Source organism: Streptomyces griseoluteus, from assembly GCF_004784465.1.
GTDB lineage: Bacteria > Actinomycetota > Actinomycetes > Streptomycetales > Streptomycetaceae > Streptomyces > Streptomyces griseoluteus.
Genome location: NZ_SRRU01000001.1, coordinates 120,401 through 139,497, shown reverse-complemented (window position 1 = coordinate 139,497; position 19,097 = coordinate 120,401). Strand labels below are relative to the sequence as shown.

At 70.5% G+C, this 19,097-nt stretch carries 20 protein-coding genes, 1 tRNA gene and 1 pseudogene; 7 read left to right on the top strand and 15 right to left on the bottom strand.

Features of this window, described 5'->3' with window-relative positions; genetic code table 11:
* Positions 1-84 precede the first annotated feature (84 nt).
* The 4 genes from E5082_RS00705 (at position 85) to E5082_RS00690 (ending at position 3,972) form a co-directional block, all read left to right on the top strand.
* Positions 85-615, top strand: a complete 531-nt coding sequence (locus E5082_RS00705; protein WP_229918991.1) for a lamin tail domain-containing protein — start codon at positions 85-87, stop codon at positions 613-615.
* Between the two features lie 325 nt (positions 616-940).
* Positions 941-1,351: a hypothetical protein gene (locus E5082_RS00700; RefSeq protein WP_135789378.1), complete on the top strand. Its 411-nt coding sequence runs from the start codon at positions 941-943 to the stop codon at positions 1,349-1,351.
* Positions 1,348-3,480, top strand: coding sequence for a tetratricopeptide repeat protein (locus tag E5082_RS00695; RefSeq protein WP_135789377.1), 2,133 nt, complete (start codon positions 1,348-1,350; stop codon positions 3,478-3,480). The genes E5082_RS00700 and E5082_RS00695 overlap by 4 nt, the downstream gene beginning before the upstream one ends.
* 255 nt (positions 3,481-3,735) lie before the next feature.
* A complete protein-coding gene (locus E5082_RS00690; RefSeq protein WP_135789376.1) occupies positions 3,736-3,972 on the top strand; it encodes a hypothetical protein in 237 nt (78 codons plus the stop codon).
* On the opposite strand, the pseudogene E5082_RS32755 reads toward E5082_RS00690, so the two are convergent.
* Positions 3,937-4,177: pseudogene (locus E5082_RS32755) on the bottom strand (GntR family transcriptional regulator); the annotation flags it as partial. The gene E5082_RS00690 and the pseudogene E5082_RS32755 overlap by 36 nt on opposite strands.
* A 546-nt stretch (positions 4,178-4,723) precedes the next feature.
* Positions 4,724-4,805, bottom strand: a tRNA-Tyr gene (locus E5082_RS00675).
* Positions 4,806-4,998: 193 nt separating this feature from the next.
* Between E5082_RS00675 and E5082_RS00670 the strand changes: the two genes are divergently transcribed.
* Entirely contained in the window at positions 4,999-5,487 is a 489-nt protein-coding gene (locus E5082_RS00670) for a YajQ family cyclic di-GMP-binding protein (RefSeq protein WP_086693011.1), read from the top strand.
* Between the two features lie 83 nt (positions 5,488-5,570).
* Positions 5,571-5,831 carry a hypothetical protein gene (locus E5082_RS00665; protein ID WP_135789375.1) on the top strand — a complete coding sequence of 87 codons (261 nt, stop codon included), beginning with the start codon at positions 5,571-5,573 and terminating at the stop codon, positions 5,829-5,831.
* Positions 5,832-5,844: 13 nt separating this feature from the next.
* On the opposite strand, the gene E5082_RS00660 is transcribed toward E5082_RS00665, so the two are convergent.
* From E5082_RS00660 to E5082_RS00600, 13 genes are all read right to left on the bottom strand, one after another.
* Positions 5,845-6,111 carry a GlsB/YeaQ/YmgE family stress response membrane protein gene (locus E5082_RS00660; RefSeq protein WP_135789374.1) on the bottom strand — a complete coding sequence of 89 codons (267 nt, stop codon included), beginning with the start codon at positions 6,109-6,111 and terminating at the stop codon, positions 5,845-5,847.
* Between the two features lie 105 nt (positions 6,112-6,216).
* Positions 6,217-6,615 carry a YccF domain-containing protein gene (locus tag E5082_RS00655; protein ID WP_135789373.1) on the bottom strand — a complete coding sequence of 133 codons (399 nt, stop codon included), beginning with the start codon at positions 6,613-6,615 and terminating at the stop codon, positions 6,217-6,219.
* Complete coding sequence (htpX, locus tag E5082_RS00650) at positions 6,612-7,475, bottom strand: zinc metalloprotease HtpX (protein ID WP_135789372.1); 864 nt, start codon at positions 7,473-7,475, stop codon at positions 6,612-6,614. Before htpX ends, E5082_RS00655 begins: the two co-directional genes overlap by 4 nt.
* A gap of 145 nt (positions 7,476-7,620) precedes the next feature.
* Entirely contained in the window at positions 7,621-9,180 is a 1,560-nt protein-coding gene (locus E5082_RS00645; protein ID WP_135789371.1) for an NADH-quinone oxidoreductase subunit N, read from the bottom strand.
* Positions 9,177-10,787, bottom strand: a complete 1,611-nt coding sequence (locus E5082_RS00640; RefSeq protein ID WP_135789370.1) for a complex I subunit 4 family protein — start codon at positions 10,785-10,787, stop codon at positions 9,177-9,179. Before E5082_RS00640 ends, E5082_RS00645 begins: the two co-directional genes overlap by 4 nt.
* Positions 10,788-10,793: 6 nt before the next feature.
* Positions 10,794-12,788, bottom strand: a complete 1,995-nt coding sequence (locus tag E5082_RS00635; RefSeq protein ID WP_135789369.1) for an NADH-quinone oxidoreductase subunit 5 family protein — start codon at positions 12,786-12,788, stop codon at positions 10,794-10,796.
* A complete protein-coding gene (nuoK, locus tag E5082_RS00630) occupies positions 12,785-13,165 on the bottom strand; it encodes an NADH-quinone oxidoreductase subunit NuoK (protein ID WP_135789368.1) in 381 nt (126 codons plus the stop codon). Before nuoK ends, E5082_RS00635 begins: the two co-directional genes overlap by 4 nt.
* Positions 13,165-13,767 carry an NADH-quinone oxidoreductase subunit J family protein gene (locus E5082_RS00625; RefSeq protein ID WP_135789367.1) on the bottom strand — a complete coding sequence of 201 codons (603 nt, stop codon included), beginning with the start codon at positions 13,765-13,767 and terminating at the stop codon, positions 13,165-13,167. Before E5082_RS00625 ends, nuoK begins: the two co-directional genes overlap by 1 nt.
* Complete coding sequence (locus E5082_RS00620) at positions 13,764-14,354, bottom strand: NuoI/complex I 23 kDa subunit family protein (RefSeq protein WP_135789366.1); 591 nt, start codon at positions 14,352-14,354, stop codon at positions 13,764-13,766. Before E5082_RS00620 ends, E5082_RS00625 begins: the two co-directional genes overlap by 4 nt.
* Positions 14,354-15,322, bottom strand: a complete 969-nt coding sequence (locus E5082_RS00615; protein WP_135789365.1) for a complex I subunit 1/NuoH family protein — start codon at positions 15,320-15,322, stop codon at positions 14,354-14,356. The genes E5082_RS00620 and E5082_RS00615 overlap by 1 nt, the downstream gene beginning before the upstream one ends.
* Positions 15,319-16,617 (bottom strand): NADH-quinone oxidoreductase subunit C, encoded by a 1,299-nt coding sequence (locus E5082_RS00610; RefSeq protein WP_135789364.1) that lies wholly within the window; start codon positions 16,615-16,617, stop codon positions 15,319-15,321. The genes E5082_RS00615 and E5082_RS00610 overlap by 4 nt, the downstream gene beginning before the upstream one ends.
* Entirely contained in the window at positions 16,614-17,231 is a 618-nt protein-coding gene (locus E5082_RS00605) for an NADH-quinone oxidoreductase subunit B (RefSeq protein ID WP_135789363.1), read from the bottom strand. Before E5082_RS00605 ends, E5082_RS00610 begins: the two co-directional genes overlap by 4 nt.
* Complete coding sequence (locus E5082_RS00600; RefSeq protein WP_135789362.1) at positions 17,222-17,638, bottom strand: NADH-quinone oxidoreductase subunit A; 417 nt, start codon at positions 17,636-17,638, stop codon at positions 17,222-17,224. The genes E5082_RS00605 and E5082_RS00600 overlap by 10 nt, the downstream gene beginning before the upstream one ends.
* A gap of 221 nt (positions 17,639-17,859) precedes the next feature.
* On the opposite strand from E5082_RS00600, the gene E5082_RS00595 reads away from it, so the two are divergent.
* Complete coding sequence (locus E5082_RS00595; protein WP_135789361.1) at positions 17,860-19,059, top strand: sensor histidine kinase; 1,200 nt, start codon at positions 17,860-17,862, stop codon at positions 19,057-19,059.
* Positions 19,060-19,097 lie beyond the last annotated feature (38 nt).

The window sequence follows — 19,097 nt, the reverse complement described above, 5'->3', positions numbered from 1 at the left end:
GCCAGCAGGTCGCCATCCGCACATCGCACGTTTTCCGCCCCCGGTCGTCCCGTGGGCGGGTGCCCGCACCTTGCAGGAGACTCTGTGACTTCGTCTTCCGTGACCGCTCGTCGCCTGGCCGCCGCCGCTCTCGCTGCCGGGGCGCTGGTCGGAGCGGCGGCCCTGCCGGCCACCGCCGCGGACCGCTCTCACCGCGAGAACGTCGAGATCAGCCGCGTGCAGTACGACTCCCCCGGCTGGGACAACGGCTCCAACCGCTCCCTCAACAACGAGTGGGTCGAGATCACCAACAACTCCCGCCACCGCGTGAACCTCGACGGCTGGAGGCTGACGGAGGACCGGCGCGGGGTCACCTACACCTTCCGCCACTTCACCCTCGGCGGCCACCAGACCGTCCGCGTCCACACGGGCGTCGGCCGCGACACCGCCGGCGACCTCTTCCAGGACCGCCGCAACTACGTCTGGGACAACCGCCGCGACACCGCCACCCTCCGCAACGACGAGCGCCGCTTCGTCGACAGCGTGACATGGGGCGAGCGCGGCCAGCGCTGGGACGACAACCGTGACCACCACGGCCGTGACCACCACGGCCGCGGCCACGACCACCGCCGCTGACCCTCACTGCAAGCTGCGCGGCACTTCTCTCGGGGGGTGCCGCGCCGCTTTGCGTCTGAACTCCCCTCAGAAGAAAGGGAGTCTCCCCGTTTGTCACTGCCTGGCCATAGCCTTCGGCCATGCGTCAGTCTGCTCCGCTCACCCTTTCTGACCTGCTCGAACTCGGCGCTACCGCGGGACGTCTGGGGAACGGCGACCACTCGTCATACTCCTGGCGGGGTGGGCTCGTCCACAAACATGTAGGGGCCTTGCGCGATCGTGCAGTTGCCGGGTCTGCTGGCTACTCTGTGGCAGCAGGTAGCAACGGGCTGAAGGGGGCGGGTTCGTGGATCCGGACATGGCCATGCTGGCAGGAACAGCAGGGACAACCCTGGTCACCTTATTGACGACCGAAGCGTGGCAACGCGCCAGAGACGGTGTTGCCTCGCTGTGGCGTCGCGCCGAGCCGGGCCGAGCCGACGCGATCTCTGCCGAACTCGACGTAACTCGGGGCGACCTGCTGGCCGCGCAGGCCAGCGGCGATCTCGAATCCCGCGACGAGCTGAGTGCCGAGTGGCAGGGCCGCCTGCGGCGACTGCTTGCAGCCCATCCGGAAGAGACCGCCGCACTGCGGACGCTGCTTGACGAATTGGCCCCGCGCCCGCCCGCAGCGCCATCGGTGACGCAGCACGCGACCGCCTCTGGCCACGCCCGGGTCTACCAGGCCGGCCGCGACCAGAACTTCGGCCCCCGATGAACGGCGGCAACGACGCCCGGGCAGACGGCCAGGGCCGCGTCTACCAAGCCTCAGGCGACCAGCACATCACCGAACACCACCACCACGTCCCCGACTGGTCAGGGCCGGACTCCGTGCGCCGCCCAGCGGTCGGCCGCACCCCCGTGGTGCTGCGCGACCGCGTTGGCGAGATGGACCGTCTGCGCGCCGCCGTCGAACCCGGCGTCGGCAACCGCGTCTACGTCCTCCACGGTCTGGGCGGCTGCGGCAAGACCGCCGTCGCCTACACGCTCTTCCATCACGCCACCAACCGGGCCGGCCGGCTCGGGCTGTGGGTCAACGCTTCCGACTCGACCTCCCTACGTGCGGGCATGCTCGCCGTCGCAGCCGACCGCGGGGCCACCGACGGCGAACTGATGGGAGCACGCAGCGGACTACGCCCCGCCGCGGATCTCGTCTGGCACTATCTGGACAGCTCTGACCAACCCTGGCTACTTGTCCTCGACAACGCCGACAACCCTGCCATCCTTCGCGACGGCGGCTGGCTGCGCACCAGCCCCACCGGCACCGTCGTCGTCACAACCCGGCAAGCAGCAGCTCACTGGTGGCCCGGGGCGGAACTGCTGCAATTCGGCGTACTCCCACGTGATGAAGCCGCCCTTGTACTGCGAGACCTCGCACCGCATGCCGGGTCCATCGAAGACGCCGCGGAGGTAGCCGACCGCCTCGGACGACTGCCTCTGGCACTCACCCTCGCCGGCGGATTCCTGGCTCATCAGGTGATCGACCCCTGGAGCCTCGCCGACTACGGCCGCCGACTCGACGGCAGCACAGGTCTGGACCCCATCGAATTCATCGAACAAGGGGCCGCAGCCATCGGCGAGGACTCCCGCCGCCTGCCCAGCCGCACTTGGCAGTTCTCCCTGGACGCCCTCACTGCACAAGGGCTGCCTGAAGCTGGCCACCTTCTGCGCCTGCTCGCCTGCTGGTCCAGTGACCCGCTGCCGCTATCGGTTCTGCTCGGTGCGGAACTTGGCCCGGCACTGCCGGCCTCCCATGTCGAATCGGCTCTCCGTGGACTTATCGATCACTCGCTCACTGAGCTGGTGCCAGGAGACGTACGCGGTCTGCGCACCCACGGCGTGCTCCTCAACAGCGTGGCCCGGGCGACACCCGCCGACCAGCGCGAGTCGCTCTCAGCCACGGCCGCCCGCCTGTGCCTGGCCCTCCTGCCCGAGGTGCCTGACCGAGGGCCGCAGGACCCCCGGGTAAGCATGCTCGCACCACATGTACTCGCACTGGTGCGAAAAGCGGCCGACTGGAAAGTCAGCCGATCCACAGTGGAAGCTTCGGCGGAGTGCGCCCTTCGGCTTGTCACGGCCGTTCACAGGACTGGCGACTTCGCTTCCGCACTCAGCTTGAGCAACAATGTGGTGGATCTTCTCAGTACCCAGTTGGACGAAGACAACGTTCTGCTTATCAGGCTGCGTCACCGAATCGGACGGGCGCTCTTTCGGCTGGGTCGATTCGAAGAGTCCGAAGCGCTGTACAGAAGCGTGCTGGAAGTCTGCATAGGAACACTAGGACCTGACGCTCCGGACACTTTGACAACTTACCTAAAATTGGCCAGCCCTCTCATCAATCTTGGCCGACAGCAGGAGGGAATCCACCTAATCCAGCGAGCGACAGAGAAAAGAATCCAACTTTTTGGGTCCACGCATCCTCTCGCACTCCTCGCACGGTCGTCCCTTGTGGAAACGGCTACGAAACCGACCGAGTTGGCAGTGGGATCCACCCTGATCGAAGACTGCCGTCGCGAACTCGGTGAAAGCCACACCATCACGCTCATATCCGAACTCGACCTTGCGTTCGCGCTTCAACGCGCAGGGCAGTCAGCCGACGCACTGCCATACGCCCTCTCCGCTTTTGGAAGCAACGTGCGACGCTTCGGACCCGATTTCCCCATCACGCTGAATAATCAGCTCACATTGAGCAGAATTCTCTGGGACTTGGGTCAGCACGCGGAGGCAATCGAGCATGCAGAACAACTCGTGGGAGGTCGGACGAGGGTACTCGGATCACAACACCCTTGGACACTGAGTTCGAAGGAGGTCTTGCAGGAATATCAAGGCGCGCAGAGTGAACGCTGACATCGCGCAGGCTTCGCGTGCCGGAAAGTCGACACCCCCGATTTCGATCTCGCGGGCTGCGACCACCAGGGACTGTCGTGGATGTGGCTGCATACGTGAATCTCGCTGCGCAGCGCAGACGTAGTAACCGGGGCCTCGCCCCCTGCCGGGCCCGCTGGTCGTCGTCGGCCACTAACGGTCGTCGCCCACCTCCCGCGCTCCACCGCGCCTCACCGCAGATTGATCCGCGACAGCACCGATAACGTGGGCCGAGTGATGGATGAAGCGACCCAGTGGCGCCGGTTCGCCGTGCTCCTGCCACCCGCTCGCGCCGCGGATATTGTGGACTGCTGGGAGGCCGGGGAGCAGGAAACCGGACTCGGCAGGCCCGTTGCCGGCCTGCTGGAGCATCAGGTGCCGACCAGCGAGACCGCGCGGGCCGAGATCGGTGTGACGGCCGAGGCCTGGGGACACCCAGGTACGTTCGTCCGGACGCCACACGGTCCGCGATGAACGCCACTTCATCGCCGTCTCGTCACTTGGTTTTGTCATATCGCGCGATACCGAGGCGCTTGAGCGGGGCCCGCTCACGGACGACCGCGCCGGGTCCGCGTGACGACGTGACCAGCCCTTCGGCCTCCAACGCCTTGTAGGCCGCATGAACCGTGGACTTTGAGCCTTCGCCCGCTTCCACCTACTCCCTGAGCTGCGGCAACTGGCAGGCTGCACCTACTTCGACCGCAAGTGGGCGCACGCTCCTGCAAAGTCGCGCAAGAACTACGGCGACCACCATCACCCCCGCGCTCGTGAAAACAACGGCGGGAATACCGGATGGTTCCCTCCTGCGAGGGCCGTTGTACGGGTGGGCGTACAACCGGAACCGCTGGGGCGAGACCCCGCCAAATGACGATGCCCGCGCCTTCGCATGGATCGCCAAGCAAGGAGTCGACGCCATGGAGTGCGCCCGCCGCGCAGGCCACACAGCATCGCCGTGCTGCACCAGGTGTACGCCAAGGTGCTCGACCAGACTCGGGAGCGGGCGAACAGCCGGATCGACGCGGCCCTCCGGGAGTGGAACGAACCGGAGTGATCATGCTCTCCCCTGGGGGACACCTGAGGGACACGCACTGATCAGAAGTGGGATTCGGGCGGGACCGAGTGAGACACGTCCGCGCCTGTCCGCGATAATGCGAACGGGCACCGGGAACGAAGAAACCCCCTCCGACCTGCCGTAAAGGCTGATCAGAGGGGGCTCTCCCCAGTGTGGCGGCGCCAGGATTCGAACCTGGGAAGGCTGAGCCGGCAGATTTACAGTCTGCTCCCTTTGGCCGCTCGGGCACACCGCCGGGGGTTGTTGTAAGGGGGTCCGCCTTGGCGGTGCTCCCTGGCAACGACGTAAACAATACCTGATGCGCGGGGGTGCTCCGCCACCCGGTTGATCGCCGTCCTCGGGGGCCGGGGGTGGCTAGGCTGGGGCGGATGCGGTGCGGCCGGACGGTCCGCACCCCGTTCCGCCCCCGATGCAAGGAGCCACAGGACATGGCCGACTCCAGTTTCGACATCGTCTCGAAGGTCGAGCGGCAGGAGGTCGACAACGCCCTCAACCAGACCGCCAAGGAGATCTCGCAGCGCTACGACTTCAAGGGCGTGGGCGCCTCGATCTCGTGGTCCGGCGAGAAGATCCTCATGGAGGCCAACTCCGAGGACCGGGTGAAGGCCGTGCTCGACGTCTTCGAGTCCAAGCTGATCAAGCGCGGCATCTCGCTGAAGGCGCTGGACGCGGGCGAGCCCCAGTTGTCCGGCAAGGAGTACAAGATCTTCGCGTCCATCGAGGAGGGCATCTCCCAGGACAACGCCAAGAAGGTGGCGAAGATCATCCGCGATGAGGGCCCCAAGGGCGTCAAGGCGCAGGTCCAGGGTGAGGAGTTGCGCGTCAGCTCCAAGAGCCGCGACGACCTCCAGACCGTCATCGCCCTGCTCAAGGGCAAGGACTTCGACTTCGCGCTCCAGTTCGTGAACTACCGGTAGTACCTACCGGTAGTACCGGCCGCGCACCTCGCCCCGCCCCGGCTTCCCCGGCGGCGGGGCTCGGTATGTGCGATCGTTCCGGCATGAGCAGTGACTACGACCGCGTGCGCACCGGTATCGAGTTCATGACTGCCTACGTCTCCGGGGACGAGCTCCTGACGGAGTATCTGGAGGAGCGGCGGCACGAGGACCCCGGGGCGACGGAGACGTTGCTGGACGGTACGGCGGCCCTGTGCGCGGCGCTGCTGCACACGCTGGCCCGTACGACGGGGCGGTCCGAGCACGAGATCCTCCAGGAGCTGGCCCGCGGCACGCATCGCAGCGAGCGCCGCTCCGAGGACTGACCGCCGGAAAGCGCTAGTCGCGCGAGTTGCCGAAGATCACCCGGTACAGGATCAGCAGCACCAGCGAGCCGCCGATCGCGGCCGCCCACGTCGCGCCGTCGTAGAAGTGCTTCGAGACCGGGTGGTCCAGCCAGCGGGACGAGATCCAGCCGCCGAGGAACGCGCCCGCGATGCCGATCAGGGTCGTGCCGACGAAGCCCCCTGGGTCACGGCCCGGCAGCAGCAGTTTGGCGATGGCTCCGGCCAGCAGGCCCAGGATGATCCAACCGAGAATGCCCATGCCAGGAACCTGCCCTTCCGCGCCGCGTCCGCACACCCTCGCTCCGTAAGAAGCCGGTGTGCCCTGTCCCCTGCCAGGACGCCGCGCGGCCGGGTTCCGGTTGCCTCAGTCGACGCGCGCGCCGAACGGCTCGTCGGTGCGGACGATCTCGCGGCCCAGCGGGAGCAGCGAGACCGGGATCAGCTTGAAGTTGGCGATGCCGAAGGGGATGCCGATGATCGTCAGGCACAGCGCGATGCCCGTGGTGATGTGGGCCAGGGCCAGCCACCACCCCGCCAGCACCAGCCAGAGCACATTGCCGACGCACGACGGCGCGCCCGCATCCCGGCGCTCGACGGTGGTGTACCCGAAGGGCCAGAGGGCGTAGACGCCGATACGGAAGGCGGCCACCCCGAAGGGGATGCCGATGATCGTGATGCACAGCAGCACGCCGGCGAGCACGTAGCCGAGGAACAACCAGAAGCCGCTCAGGACGAGCCAGATGATGTTCAGAAGGGTCTTCACCGGTTTCGACCTGCCATCTTCTCCAGTCGGGCGATCCGCTCGGCCATGGGCGGGTGCGTCGAGAACATCCGGGCCAGTCCCTGGCCGGGCCGGAACGGGTTGGCGATCATCATGTGGCTCGCGGTCTCGATACGCGGCTCCGGGGGCAGCGGGAGCTGCTGGGTGCCGCTCTCCAGCTTGCGCAGCGCCGACGCGAGGGCCAGCGGGTCGCCGGTGAGCTGGGCGCCGGACGCGTCCGCCTCGTACTCGCGGGAGCGGCTGACGGCCAGCTGGATCAGGGTGGCCGCGAGCGGGCCGAGGAGCATGGTCAGCAGCATGCCGATCAGACCGGGCCCCTCGTCGTCGTCCGAGCGGCCGACCGGGATCAGCCACGCGAAGTTGACCAGGAACATGATCACCGAGGCGAGGGCGCCGGCCACGGACGAGATGAGGATGTCCCGGTTGTAGACATGGCTCAGCTCATGGCCGAGGACGCCGCGCAGCTCGCGCCGGTCGAGCAGGCGGAGGATGCCCTCGGTGCAGCAGACGGCCGCATGGCGCGGGTTGCGGCCGGTGGCGAAGGCATTGGGCGCCTCCGTGGGCGAGATGTACAGCCGGGGCATGGGCTGGCGCGCCTGCGTGGACAGCTCGCGCACGATCCGGTACAGCTCCGGCGCCTCGAACTCGCTCACCGGGCGCGCCCGCATCGCGCGCAGGGCCAGCTTGTCGCTGTTCCAGTACGCGTACGCGTTCGTGCCGAGCGCGACCAGGACGGCGACGATCAGCCCCGTACGGCCGAAGAAGCTGCCGATGACGATGATGATCGCCGACAGTGCCCCGAGGAGTACTGCGGTCCTGAGCCCGTTGTGCCGGCGGTGCACCCTGACCCTCCCGATCGTGCGGCGCGGGAACCCTTCGGTCCAGTGGACCCTCCCGATCAGGACAACGCCAGGCGAAGGCCGCGAGTTCCCAGGTGGGCGTGGTGGCGCGGACACCCGTACGAGTGAGCGAGGTCCGCCGCGCCCGTCAGAACAGGGTCGTGGCGGCGAAGCGCAGCACCAGCTGGGGTGCGCCCGAGAGGGCCACGCCGACGGCCGCCGTGAGGGCGAGCGCGGCGGTGAGGGGGGCGGGGAGGCGGTGCCGTACGGGCTCGCCCTCGGGTACGCGGAACAGCAGGGCCGTCCACCGGAGGTAGTAGTAGAGCGCGATCACCACGTTGACGGCCATGACCACGGCGAGCCAGCCGAGCCCGGCGTCCACGGCCGCCGAGAACACCGTGACCTTGGCGAACAGTCCGATCACGCCCGGCGGGAGCCCGGCCAGGCAGAGCAGGAAGAAGGCCAGGAGGACGGCGGTGACGGGGTTGGTGGCGTACAGGCCCCGGTAGTCGGCGATCCGGTTGAGCGGCCTCGTGCGGCCCACCAGGGCGGCCACCGCGAAGGCACCCAGGTTCACGGCGGCGTACATCAGGGCGTAGGCGACGGTGGAGCCGATCGCCTTCTGGCCGTCCCGCGTGTATCCGGCGGCGGCGATCGGGACCAGGAGGTAGCCGGCCTGGCCGATGGAGGACCAGGCGAGGAGGCGTACGGCGCTGTACGCGCGCGTGGCCCGCTGCCAAAGGGCACCGGCATTGCCCGCGGTCATGGTGAGCGCGGCCAGGACGGCGAGGGCGGGGCCCCAGACCTCGGCGTAGGACGGGAAGGCGATCACGGTGACGAGGATCAGGCCGGAGAAGCCGACCGCCTTGCCGACGACCGAGAGGTAGGCGGCGACCGGGAGCGGCGCGCCCACGTAGGTCTCGGGGACCCAGAAGTGGAAGGGCACGGCGGCGGTCTTGAAGGCGAAGCCGACCAGGGTGAGGACGACGCCGGTCTGGACGAGGGTGTGGAGCTGGCCGTCGGTCTGGGGCAGGCGGCGGGCGATCTCGGTGAGGTGCAGGGTGCCGGTGGTTGCGTAGACGAAGCTGACGCCCATCAGGCTGACGGCGGTGGCGGTGACCGAGGAGAGGAAGAACTTCAGGGCCGCCTCGGCAGAGCGTGCCTCGCCGTGCCGGATGCCGACCAGGGCAAAGGCGGGCAGGGAGGCGACCTCCAGGGCGACGATCAGGGTGGCGAGGTCGCGGGAGGCGGGCAGCAGGGCGGCACCGGCCGCCGAGGAGAGCAGCAGGAACCAGAACTCCCCGGCCGGGACGCGCCGCCGGTCGTCCTGGACGCCGGTCACGGACAGCAGGGCCGCGAGCAGGGCGCCGCCGAGGACGAGGAACTGGATGACGACCGTGAAGTGGTCGGCGCTGTAGCTGCACGCGCGCGTGGAGCCGGTCAGGCAGAAGGTGGCGCGGTCGCCGTCCAGGAGCGGCAGCAGCATGAGCCCGGCGGCGGCCAGGCCGGCCACGGAGAACCAGCCGAGAAGCGGCTTGCGGTACTCGGGCAGGAACAGGTCGGTGACGAGCACGGCGAGGGCCGTGACGGCGACGATGACGGGCGGGGCGATGGCCAGCCAGTCGACGGACTGGATCAGGGCGTTGACCGCCGGCGCGGCCAGGTGTCCCGGTGCGGCCTGGGCGAGGGACTGGGCCAGGGCGGTCATCGGGTGCCTCCTGCGAGGAGCTGCTGCACGGCCGGGTCGCTGAGGCCGAGCAGGGCCCTGGGCCAGAGTCCGGCGAGGACGGTGAGGACGACGAGCGGGGTCCAGGCGGCGAACTCGTAGCCGCGCACGTCGGCGAGTTCGGGCAGGTCCTGGCCCGGGTCGCCCATGCAGACGCGGCGGACCACGACCAGCAGGTACGCGGCGGTCAGCAGGGTGCCGAAGGCGCCGATCGCCAGGAAGACCAGGTAGGCGGCCCGGCTGAGCCCGGCGGCGGGCTGGAACGCGCCGAACAGCGCGAGCATCTCGCCCCAGAACCCGGCGAGTCCGGGCAGTCCGAGCGAGGCGACGGCACCGAAGGCGAGCAGCCCGCCGAGACGCGGGGCCCGGCCGTACAGGGCGCCCCCGCTGTGCGCGGCCAGGGTGTCGAGGTCGGTGCTGCCGGTGCGGTCCTTCAGGGCGCCGACCAGGAAGAACAGCAGGCCGGTGATGAGGCCGTGGGCGATGTTGGCGAAGAGCGCGCCGTTGACGCCGGTCGGGGTCATGGTGGAGATGCCGAGCAGCACGAAGCCCATGTGGCCGACCGAGGAGTACGCGATCAGCCGCTTCAGGTCGCCCTTGGCGCCCCGCCTGGCGAGCGAGAGGCAGGCCAGGGACCCGTAGATGATCCCGACGACGGCGAACGCGGCGAGGTAGGGGGCGAAGACCCGGAAACCGTCGGGCGCGACCGGGAGCAGGATGCGGACGAACCCGTACGTGCCCATCTTCAGCAGAACGCCGGCGAGCAGCACCGAGCCGACGGTCGGGGCGGCGGTGTGGGCGTCCGGCAGCCAGCTGTGCAGGGGCCACATCGGCGCCTTCACCGCGAGCCCGATCCCGATCGCCAGAACGGCGACGACCTGCACGGATGTGGTCAATGTCCGGCCGTTGTCAGTGGCGAGTGCCACCATGTCGAATGTGCCCGCTTTGATCCCGATCAGCAGCAGGCCGAGCAGCATGATCACGGAACCGAGCAGCGTGTACAGGATGAACCTCCACGCGGCCCGGGTCCGGCCCTCGCCGCCCCAGCGGGCGATGAGGAAGTACATCGGGACCAGCACGGTCTCGAAGGCCAGGAAGAAGAGGACGAGGTCGAGCACGGCGAAGGAGGCGAGGGTGCCCCCTTCGAGCAGCAGGACCAGGGCGGTGAACGCCTTCGGGGAGGGCCCCGCGGGCGGGTTGAAGTAGGAGTAGAGCGCGCAGAGGAAGGTCAGCAGCGCGGTCAGGAGGAGAAGGGGGAGGGAGATGCCGTCGATGCCGAGGTGGATGCGCACGTGGAGTGCGGGAATCCAGCTGATGTCGGTCGTGGCCTGCATCTTCGAGGGATGGTCATGGTCGAAGCCGAGCGCCAGGACGATCGCGGCCACGAGGACCACGCCGGTCACGGTCACGCCGTGCCGGAGCACGGCCTGGTCGGGGGACTTCCCCTTCAGTCCGGTGACTAGAAGGGGCGCCGCGGAGCGGCTCGCCGAGGGGCGGGAGGGCAGGAGGGCGGCGGCCGCGCCGAGGAGCGGCACGGCGACGACGAACGCCAGAAGGAACTGCATCACTGATCCGCTGATACCGATCACGCCCGCTCACGCTCCCGAGGCGACGAGAAGGACGGCGACCGTCAGGACGACGGTGCCGGCGAGCAGCGCGCTCACATAGGTCTGCACATTGCCGGTCTGCGCGCGCCGTACGGCCGCGCCGAGCAGCCGGGGCAGGGCGGCGGCGCCGCGTACGTAGGTGTCGACGACCTCGCGGTCCAGGAAGCGGACCAGGCTCGCCGCGCCCAGGACCGGGCGGACGAACAGCGCCGAGTACACGGCGTCCAGGTGGAACCCCGCGGCGGCGGGCCCGAACAGCGGGCCGAGCAGCAGACGGCCGGGGTCGGCCGGGTCGGGGGCCTGAGCGATGTCGCCGTACGCCGGTTCGTGGGCGGCGATGGCCTCGGCCTCGACCAGTCCCGCGTCGCCTTCCGGATGGGCGGCGACGGCACCCAGCGGGACCCGGGGCGCCCGCGCGGCGGCGCGCTGCCAGGCGCCGTAGGCCAGCAGGCCGCCGACCACGGCGAGGCCGGTGCCGAGGACGGAGGTGAGCAGGGTGGGCGCGAGGCTCCGGCCGTCGAACCAGCCGGGCAGCGTGCGGTAGGCGAGCGCGCCGAAGGCCAGCGAGGGCAAGGCCAGCACCCAGAGCACCACGGTCATGGTCAGCGGCTGGCGGCCGTGGTCCGGGGCCTCCGCGCCCCGGCCCCGGAAGGCCAGCAGCCAGAGCCGGGTGGCGTAGGCGGCGGTGAGGAGGGCCGTGGCGAGCGCGGCGACGAGCACGATCCAGCCGGCGGCGCCCGGTGCCGGGCCGGGGTGGCCGGTGGCGAGGCGCTCGGCGGCGGCGAGGACGGACTCCTTGGAGAAGAACCCGCTGAACGGCGGGATCGCGGCCAGTGCGAGCAGGGCCACGGTCATCGTCCAGAAGGCGTCCGGGACGCGGTCGCGCAGGTGGCTCATCCGGGACATGGCGGCCAGCGAGTTGGTGCCGGCGGCGTGGATGACGGCTCCGCCGGCGAGGAACAGCAGCGCCTTGAAGGCGCCGTGCGAGAGGAGGTGGAAGACGGCGGCACCGCGGTCGCCGACGGCGAGGGCACCGGTCATGTAGCCGAGCTGGCCGATCGTCGAGTAGGCGAGGACCCGCTTGATGTCGTCCTGGGCGAGCGCGGCGAGGCCGGAGCCCAGCATGGTGACGGCGGCCATCACCGCGAGGACCGTCATCGCGGCGGCGGACGCCTCGAACACGGGGAGGAGACGGGCCACGAAGTAGACACCGGCGGCGACCATCGTGGCCGCGTGGATCAGCGCGGAGACGGGCGTGGGGCCCGCCATCGCGTCGGGGAGCCAGGTGTGCAGCGGGAACTGCGCGGACTTGCCCGCCACGCCCGCGAGGAGCAGCAGGGCGATCACGGTGGGGTGGTCGAGTCCGCCGCTCGCCACGGCGCCGAGGACGCGGGTGATGCGGAAGGACCCGGCGTCGGTGCCCAGCGCGAACAGGCCGATCAGGAACGGGAGGTCACCGAGCTTGGTGACCAGGAACGCCTTGAGGGAGGCGGCGCGGGCCTCGGGGGTGCCCCAGTAGTGGCCGACCAGGAAGTAGGAGCAGATGCCCATGACTTCCCAGCCGACCAGCAGCACGATCAGGTCGCCGGAGTAGACGACGAGGAGCATCGCGGAGGTGAAGAGGGAGACGAGGGCCGCGTAGGAGGGGTAGCGGGGGTCGTCGCGCAGGTAACCGGTGGAGTAGATCTGCACGCAGGTCGCCACGAAGGCCACCAGGACCGCGACGAGCGCGGCGAAGCCGTCGATGTGCAGCGCCAGGTCGACGGGGACCGAGCCGGTGGGTGTCAGCAGGGTGTACGCGTCGATGGCCCGGCCGCCGCCCTGGCGGGCCGCCACCAGCGCGGCCAGCACGAGCGAGGCCAGCGGCGGCAGCACGGCGAGCGGGCGGACGAAGCCGGGCGCGGTGCGGCCCAGCAGGAGTCCGGCGACGGCGCCGAGGAAGGGCAGGAGGGGGACGAGCGCGGCGAGGGTGGTGGTGGTCACGCGGTGGCCTCAGCCTTCTCGGTCCCGGAGGCGTCGGGATGGTCGGGGTCGTCGCCGGGGGTCTCGGCGGTGTCGCGGAGCCTGTCGATGTCGGCGGTGGCCCGGTCGCGGTAGACGGCGAGGACGATCGCCAGGCCGATGCCGATCTCGGCGGCCGCGATGGCGATGGTGAACAGGGCCAGCGCCTGGCCGGAGTGCAGGGTGTCCTGCGCGGTCCGGCTGAGCCAGACGTCGAAGGCGACGAGGTTGAGGTTGACGGCGTTGAGCATCAGCTCGACCGACATCAGGACCAGGATGGCGTTGCGGCGGGCGAGGACGCCGTAGAGGCCGGTGCAGAAGAGGAGGGCGGCGAGTACGGCGGGGTAGGCGAGGTGCATCAGCGGGCGCCTTCCTTGTCGCCGGGGGCCTTGGCCAGGCTCGGGGTGCCGGCCGCCTGCTCGGCCTTGGCCTTGCGGGACAGCACGATCGCGCCGACCAGGGCCGCGAGGAGCAGGACGGACAGCGCCTCGAAGGGCAGCACCCAGTGCCGGAAGAGGCTCTCGCCGGTGACGCCGGTGGTGCCCGCGGCCGGGCCGTCCAGGTCGATCCAGGTGGCACGGAACGCGTCCGTCACCACCCAGACCAGGGCGCCCGCCGAGCCCACGGCGACGACCAGCGCGGCCGGCCGGTTGCCCGAATCGGCGTCAGGGGAGTGGCCGATGGGGGCCCGGGTGAGCATCAGCCCGAAGAGAAGGAGGACGACGACGGAGCCGACGTAGATGAGGACCTGCACCCAGGCGATGAACTCGGCGGTGAGCAGGAGGTATTCGACGGCCAGGCCGCCGAGGGTGACCACCAGCCACAGGGCGGCGTGCACCAGCTGGCGGGTGGTGACGGTGATCAGCGCGGCGCCGAGGGTGACCAGGCCGACGAGGAGGAACGCGATCTCGACGCCGGTCGGGGACAGGAAGCCGTACGGGGCGGTGGCGGCGAGGCTCACTGCTCTCCCTCCTGGTCCGGGTTCTGGTCGGCCTGCTCGGCGGCCCGGGCTTGCTCGGCCGCCCGGGCGGCGGCCAGTTTGTCGGCGCTCTTGCGGGCGGCCGCGATCTCCTTCGGCTCCTCCGCGTGCGGGTCCAGCGCGGGCGGGGCCGGGACGGTCCACATCCACTCGCGGAGCTTGTCGCGCTCGTGGGTCAGTTCGCGGATGTCGGTCTCGGCGTACTCGAACTCCGGGGACCAGAACAGCGCGTCGAAGGGGCAGACCTCGATGCAGATGCCGCAGTACATGCAGAGGGAGAAGTCGATGGCGAACCGGTCGAGGACGTTCCGGCTGCGCTCGCGGCCGCCGGGGGCGGCGGCCGGGACGGTCTCCTTGTGGGAGTCGATGTAGATGCACCAGTCGGGGCACTCACGGGCGCAGAGCATGCAGACCGTGCAGTTCTCCTCGAACAGGCCGATCACGCCGCGCGTGCGGGGCGGCAGGTCGGGCTGGACGTCGGGATAGCGCTCGGTGACGGTCTTCTTCGTCATCGTGCGGAGGGTGACGGCGAGGCCCTTGGCCAGGCCGGAGCCGGGTACGGGAGACATCAGGCGGTCACCACCTTGACGACGCCGGTGAGGGCGATCTGGGCGAGGGCGAGCGGGACGAGGAGGGTCCAGGACAGCTTCTGGAGCTGGTCCTCGCGCAGCCGGGGGTAGGTGACCCGGAGCCAGATCACCAGGAAGGCGAGGATCGCGGTCTTCACCAGGGTCCACACCCAGCCGAGCCCGTCGGCGCCCCAGGGGCCGTGCCAGCCACCCAGGAACAGCACGGTGGTCAGACCGCACAGGACGACGATCCCCGCGTACTCCGCGAGCAGGAACAGGGCGAAGCGCAGACCGGTGTACTCGGTGTACGCCCCGAAGATGATCTCCGAGTCGGCCACCGGCATGTCGAACGGCGGCCGTTGCAGCTCGGCGAGTCCGGCGACGAAGAACACCACCGCGCCGATGAGCTGCCAGGGCAGCCACCACCAGTGGAAGGCGCCCACGATGCCGGGCAGCGAGACCGTGCCGGCCGCCATCGCCACGGAGGCGGCGGCGAGCAGCATCGGGAGTTCGTAGGCGAGCAACTGGGCGGCGGTGCGCAGGCCGCCGAGCAGGGAGAACTTGTTCGCGCTGGCCCAGCCCGCCATCAGCGAGCCGAGGACGCCCACGCCCATCACCGCGAGCACGAAGAAGATGCCGGCGTCCAGCACTTGGCCCACGGCACCGGCGCTCGGGCCGATCGGGATGGCGAGCAGTACGAGGAGGTAAGGCAACAGGGCCACGGCCGGCGCGAGTTGGAAGACGCGGCGGTCGGCTCCCGCCGGGACCACGTCCTCCTTCTGCGCGAACTTCACGCCGTCCGCGACGAGCTGGGCCCAGCCGTGGAAGCCGCCCGCGTACATCGGGCCGAGGCGGCCCTGCATGTGCGCCATCACCTTGTGCTCGGTCTGCCCGATGACCAGCGGCAACGTCAGGAACACGAGGAACACGACGACGAGTCGCAGGGCGACGTCCAGCACGTCGTTCACTGCGCGCCTCCTGCGGGGTCGTCGGGGGTGTCGGTGGGTTCTTGCTCGGGAGCGGGGGGTGTCTTCGGCCGCTCGTCGGCCTCCTCGAAGGCCGGACGGGCGTGATGCCAGGGCGCGTCGGCGCTGCGACGCCGCGCCGGCTCGGCCGGCTTCTTCGGCTCGGTCGGCTGTGCGGGCTCGGCAGGCCCGCTCGGTCCACTCGGTTCCGAAGACTCGGTCGGCCCTGCCGGTACCGAGGGCTCAGCAGGCTCGGGCGTCCCGGTTCGCTGCGAGGCCGATCCCTGCGAGGCGCTGCGCGACCTGCGCGGCCCCCTGGGTGCCTCGGTCGGCGTCTCGGCAGGGGCCTGCACACCCTCCGGAGACCCCTGGCCGGCCGACCCCTGACTCGCACTCCGCATCCGGCGCGGCGAGGCCCCGGCACCCGGCTCCGCCGAACTCTGACTCACCGAGCCCTCGCTGGCACTCCGCGTCCGCCGAGGCGCAGCAGCCCCCGGCTCCCGAGCCGCCTGACTCGCCGACCCCTCGCTCGCACTCCGCATCCGGCGAGGCCCAGCAGCAGCACCCTCCGGCTCCGGAGCACCCTGACTCGCAGATCCCTCACTGGCGCTCCGAGCCCGCCGAGGTCGCACAGCCTCCTCCGCCGCGCCGCCCCCCGGCTCCCCCGCAGCGCGAGCCCGCCGAGCCGGCCGCTCGCCCGCCGCAGCCGCCCGCGCGGGACGCGACGGCGCGGGTGGCAGCTGGCCCTTCAGCGGGCCCCACTCGTTGGGATCAGGCACCCCCGGCGGCAGCATCTGGCGCCGCTTGGGGCCGCCGTGCTCCGACTCGCCCGGTTCCTTCGCCCCCGGCCACGCCTTGGCGACGCGGGCGGCGAGAACGAAGTCCTTGCGGAGGGGGTGGCCCTCGAAGTTCTCCGGCAGGAGGAGGTGGTCCAGCGCGGGGTGGCCCGTGAAGTCGACCCCGAACATCTCGTGGGTCTCCCGCTCGTGCCAGGCGGCGCCCGCGTACACGCCGACGGCGCTCGGCAGCACCGGCGCCTCGTGCGGGACGGTCGTGCGCACCAGCAGGCGGCGGACCGGGTGCAGGGCGACGACGTGGGCGGAGACCCGGAACCCGGTACCGGGTTCGTCGACCGCGCTCAGCCAGTCGAAGTAGGTACAGGTCAGCGTCGTACGAGCCGTCTCGAGCGCGGTGAGCCACGCGGCGGGAGGCACGTCGACGGTGAGGACGTCGTACGACTCCTCGGCGGTGGCGTCGGGGCCGAAGAGCTCCTCCACGGGGGCGGGCAGCCAGCTCATCGCTCGGTCCCCTCCGCGGAAGGAGCCGCCGGCGGACGCACCAGGTCGCTCTGGAGTGCGGCCACGGACGGCCGGGCCGCGCCCCCCTTGCCGTACCGCTCCGCAAGCGACTCGCGGGCGATCTTCTCCTGGAGCTTGAGGATGCCCTGGAGCAGCGCCTCGGGACGCGGCGGGCAGCCCGGCACGTACACGTCGACCGGGATGATCTGGTCGACGCCCTTGGTGACGGAGTAGGAGTCCCAGTACGGCCCGCCGCAGTTGGAGCAGGCGCCGAAGGAGATGACGTACTTCGGCTCGGGCATCTGCTCGTACAGCCGCTTCACGGCGGGCGCCATCTTGTCGGTGACCGTGCCGGAGACGACCATCAGGTCGGCCTGGCGGGGGCCCGGCGCGAAGGGGATGACGCCGAGCCGGATGAAGTCGTGGCGGGCCATCGACGCGGCGATGAACTCGATCGCGCAGCAGGCGAGGCCGAAGTTGAAGACCCAGAGCGAGTAGCGGCGGCCCCAGTTGAGGACGACCTTCATCGGCTCGGGTGCCAGCCGGGCCAGCGCGCCCAGCCGCTTGGGCTCGGGCAGCAGTACCGGCTCGGGGGCGGCCGGGTTCACGTCCATGTCAGGACGCCCTTCTTGTAGGCGTACAGCAGGCCGACGGCGAGGAAGCCCAGGAAGATGAACATCTCCACCAGGGTGGCCGCGCCGTAGCCGGGGGCGGCGAAGACCGTCGCCCAGGGGAACAGGAAGATCGAGTCGACGGCGAAGATGACGTACAGGAAGGCGTAGACGTAGTACCGGACCTGGGTGTGGGCCCAGCCCTCCCCGACGGGGTCGACACCGCACTCGTAGGTCATGAGCTTCTCGGGGGTGGGCACCACGGGCCGCAGCAGGCGGCCGGCGCCGAAGGCGGCCGCCACGAAGAGCATGCCGACGACGGCGAGCAGGCCCACGACCGAGTAGGACCCGAAGTAGTCCGACGTGGTGCCGCCCGCGGCGACCGTCGTCACCCCCAACGTCTCGCGCACCGTCCGTCCCTCGCTCCCTGACCGGGTGTCCTCCGTGACCTCCGCGCGCCCTGTGACGGACGCGGCAGAGGTTTGCGTACGCACGGGAGTCTAGGCCCTGATAAAGCGCCGGTAAGCAGCCCGTGACGGGCCGCGAGGCCGGGGGGTGGGGTTTTCCCCAGGGCCCGGAAGGCGGTCCACCGCATGGCGTACGGGCCTTCGGGCACGGCAGGCTGGCCGCCATGACCGCTCCCGCTCCCGCCGCCGGACCGGCCGGCGACTCCGGCCGTCCGCCGTCCGCCCGGCTCGCCTTCGACGCGCACACCTGGAAGGAGATCGCGCATCTCCTGCTGAACCTGCCGCTGGCGGTGGTGGGCTTCGTGTACGCGGTCACCGTGCTGTCCGTGAGCGGGGGTCTCACCGTCACGGTACTCGGGCTGCCGCTGCTGGCGGGCTCCCTGCTGGGCGCCCGGCTGCTGGGCAGGCTGGAGCGGGCGCGGGTGCGCGTGCTGCTCGGGGTGCGGGTGCCGGAGCCGTCGCCGCTGCCACTCGCGCGGGGCGGCGGTGTGGTGCGGCGGCTGTGGCAGGCGCTGCGGGACCCGGTGGGCTGGCGGTCGCTGCTCTACTGCCTGATCCGGCTGCCCTGGGGGGTGCTGACCTTCACCACCGTGCTGGTCTCGTTCTTCGTGCTGTGGCCGGTGCTGGGTTATCTGGCGCGGGGTCTGGCGAACGTGGACCGGGCGCTGGCCCGCGCCCTGCTGGCGCCGTCGGACGAGCTGGAGCGCCGGATAGCGGAGCTGGAGTCGGACCGGGGTGTGGTCGTCGACACCGCCGCCGCCGATCTGCGCCGTATCGAACGCGACCTGCACGACGGAGCACAGGCACGCCTGGTCAACCTCGCCATGGGACTCGGACTCGCCAAGGAAAAACTCCACCACGACCCCGAAACAGCCGCCCGCATGGTCGAAGAAGCCCACGGCGAAGTCAAAACCGCCCTCAAAGAACTCCGCGACCTCGCCCGGGGCATCCACCCCGCCGTCCTCACCGACCGAGGACTCGACGCAGCCCTCTCCGCCATCGCCACCCGCTGCACCGTCCCCGTCACCCTCACCGTCGACCTCCCCACCCGACCCGCACCCGCCATCGAAGGCATCACCTACTACACCGCCAGCGAACTCCTCCAGAACATCAGCAAACACAGCCACGCCCACCACGCCACCCTCGACCTCTGGCACACCCCCCACCACCTCATGCTCCAAATCCGCGACGACGGAATCGGCGGAGCCGACCCCGCCCACGGATCAGGACTCGCGGGACTCGCCGAACGCCTCGGCGCGGTCGACGGGGTGTTCATCGTGGACTCCCCGCCCGGCGGGCCCACCGTCATCACCGCCGAGCTGCCCTGGCGGGACCGCGAGGACGAGCGCCGCGCCGGACGGTAGGGAAAACCCCCTGTTCAAGACGGGGACGCACGCCATGG

Excerpts from the sequence above, each read along its gene's own strand:
- E5082_RS00620 (WP_135789366.1), bottom strand. The coding sequence starts at position 14,354 with ATGTCTCCCGTACCCGGCTCCGGCCTGGCCAAGGGCCTCGCCGTCACC.
- E5082_RS00645 (WP_135789371.1), bottom strand. The coding sequence starts at position 9,180 with ATGACCGCCCTGGCCCAGTCCCTCGCCCAGGCCGCACCGGGACACCTG.
- E5082_RS00660 (WP_135789374.1), bottom strand. The coding sequence starts at position 6,111 with ATGGGCATTCTCGGTTGGATCATCCTGGGCCTGCTGGCCGGAGCCATC.
- E5082_RS00690 (WP_135789376.1), top strand. The coding sequence starts at position 3,736 with ATGGATGAAGCGACCCAGTGGCGCCGGTTCGCCGTGCTCCTGCCACCC.
- E5082_RS00695 (WP_135789377.1), top strand. The coding sequence starts at position 1,348 with ATGAACGGCGGCAACGACGCCCGGGCAGACGGCCAGGGCCGCGTCTAC.
- E5082_RS00595 (WP_135789361.1), top strand. The coding sequence starts at position 17,860 with ATGACCGCTCCCGCTCCCGCCGCCGGACCGGCCGGCGACTCCGGCCGT.
- E5082_RS00605 (WP_135789363.1), bottom strand. The coding sequence starts at position 17,231 with ATGGACGTGAACCCGGCCGCCCCCGAGCCGGTACTGCTGCCCGAGCCC.
- E5082_RS00670 (WP_086693011.1), top strand. The coding sequence starts at position 4,999 with ATGGCCGACTCCAGTTTCGACATCGTCTCGAAGGTCGAGCGGCAGGAG.
- nuoK (WP_135789368.1), bottom strand. The coding sequence starts at position 13,165 with ATGCACCTCGCCTACCCCGCCGTACTCGCCGCCCTCCTCTTCTGCACC.
- E5082_RS00610 (WP_135789364.1), bottom strand. The coding sequence starts at position 16,617 with ATGAGCTGGCTGCCCGCCCCCGTGGAGGAGCTCTTCGGCCCCGACGCC.
- E5082_RS00665 (WP_135789375.1), top strand. The coding sequence starts at position 5,571 with ATGAGCAGTGACTACGACCGCGTGCGCACCGGTATCGAGTTCATGACT.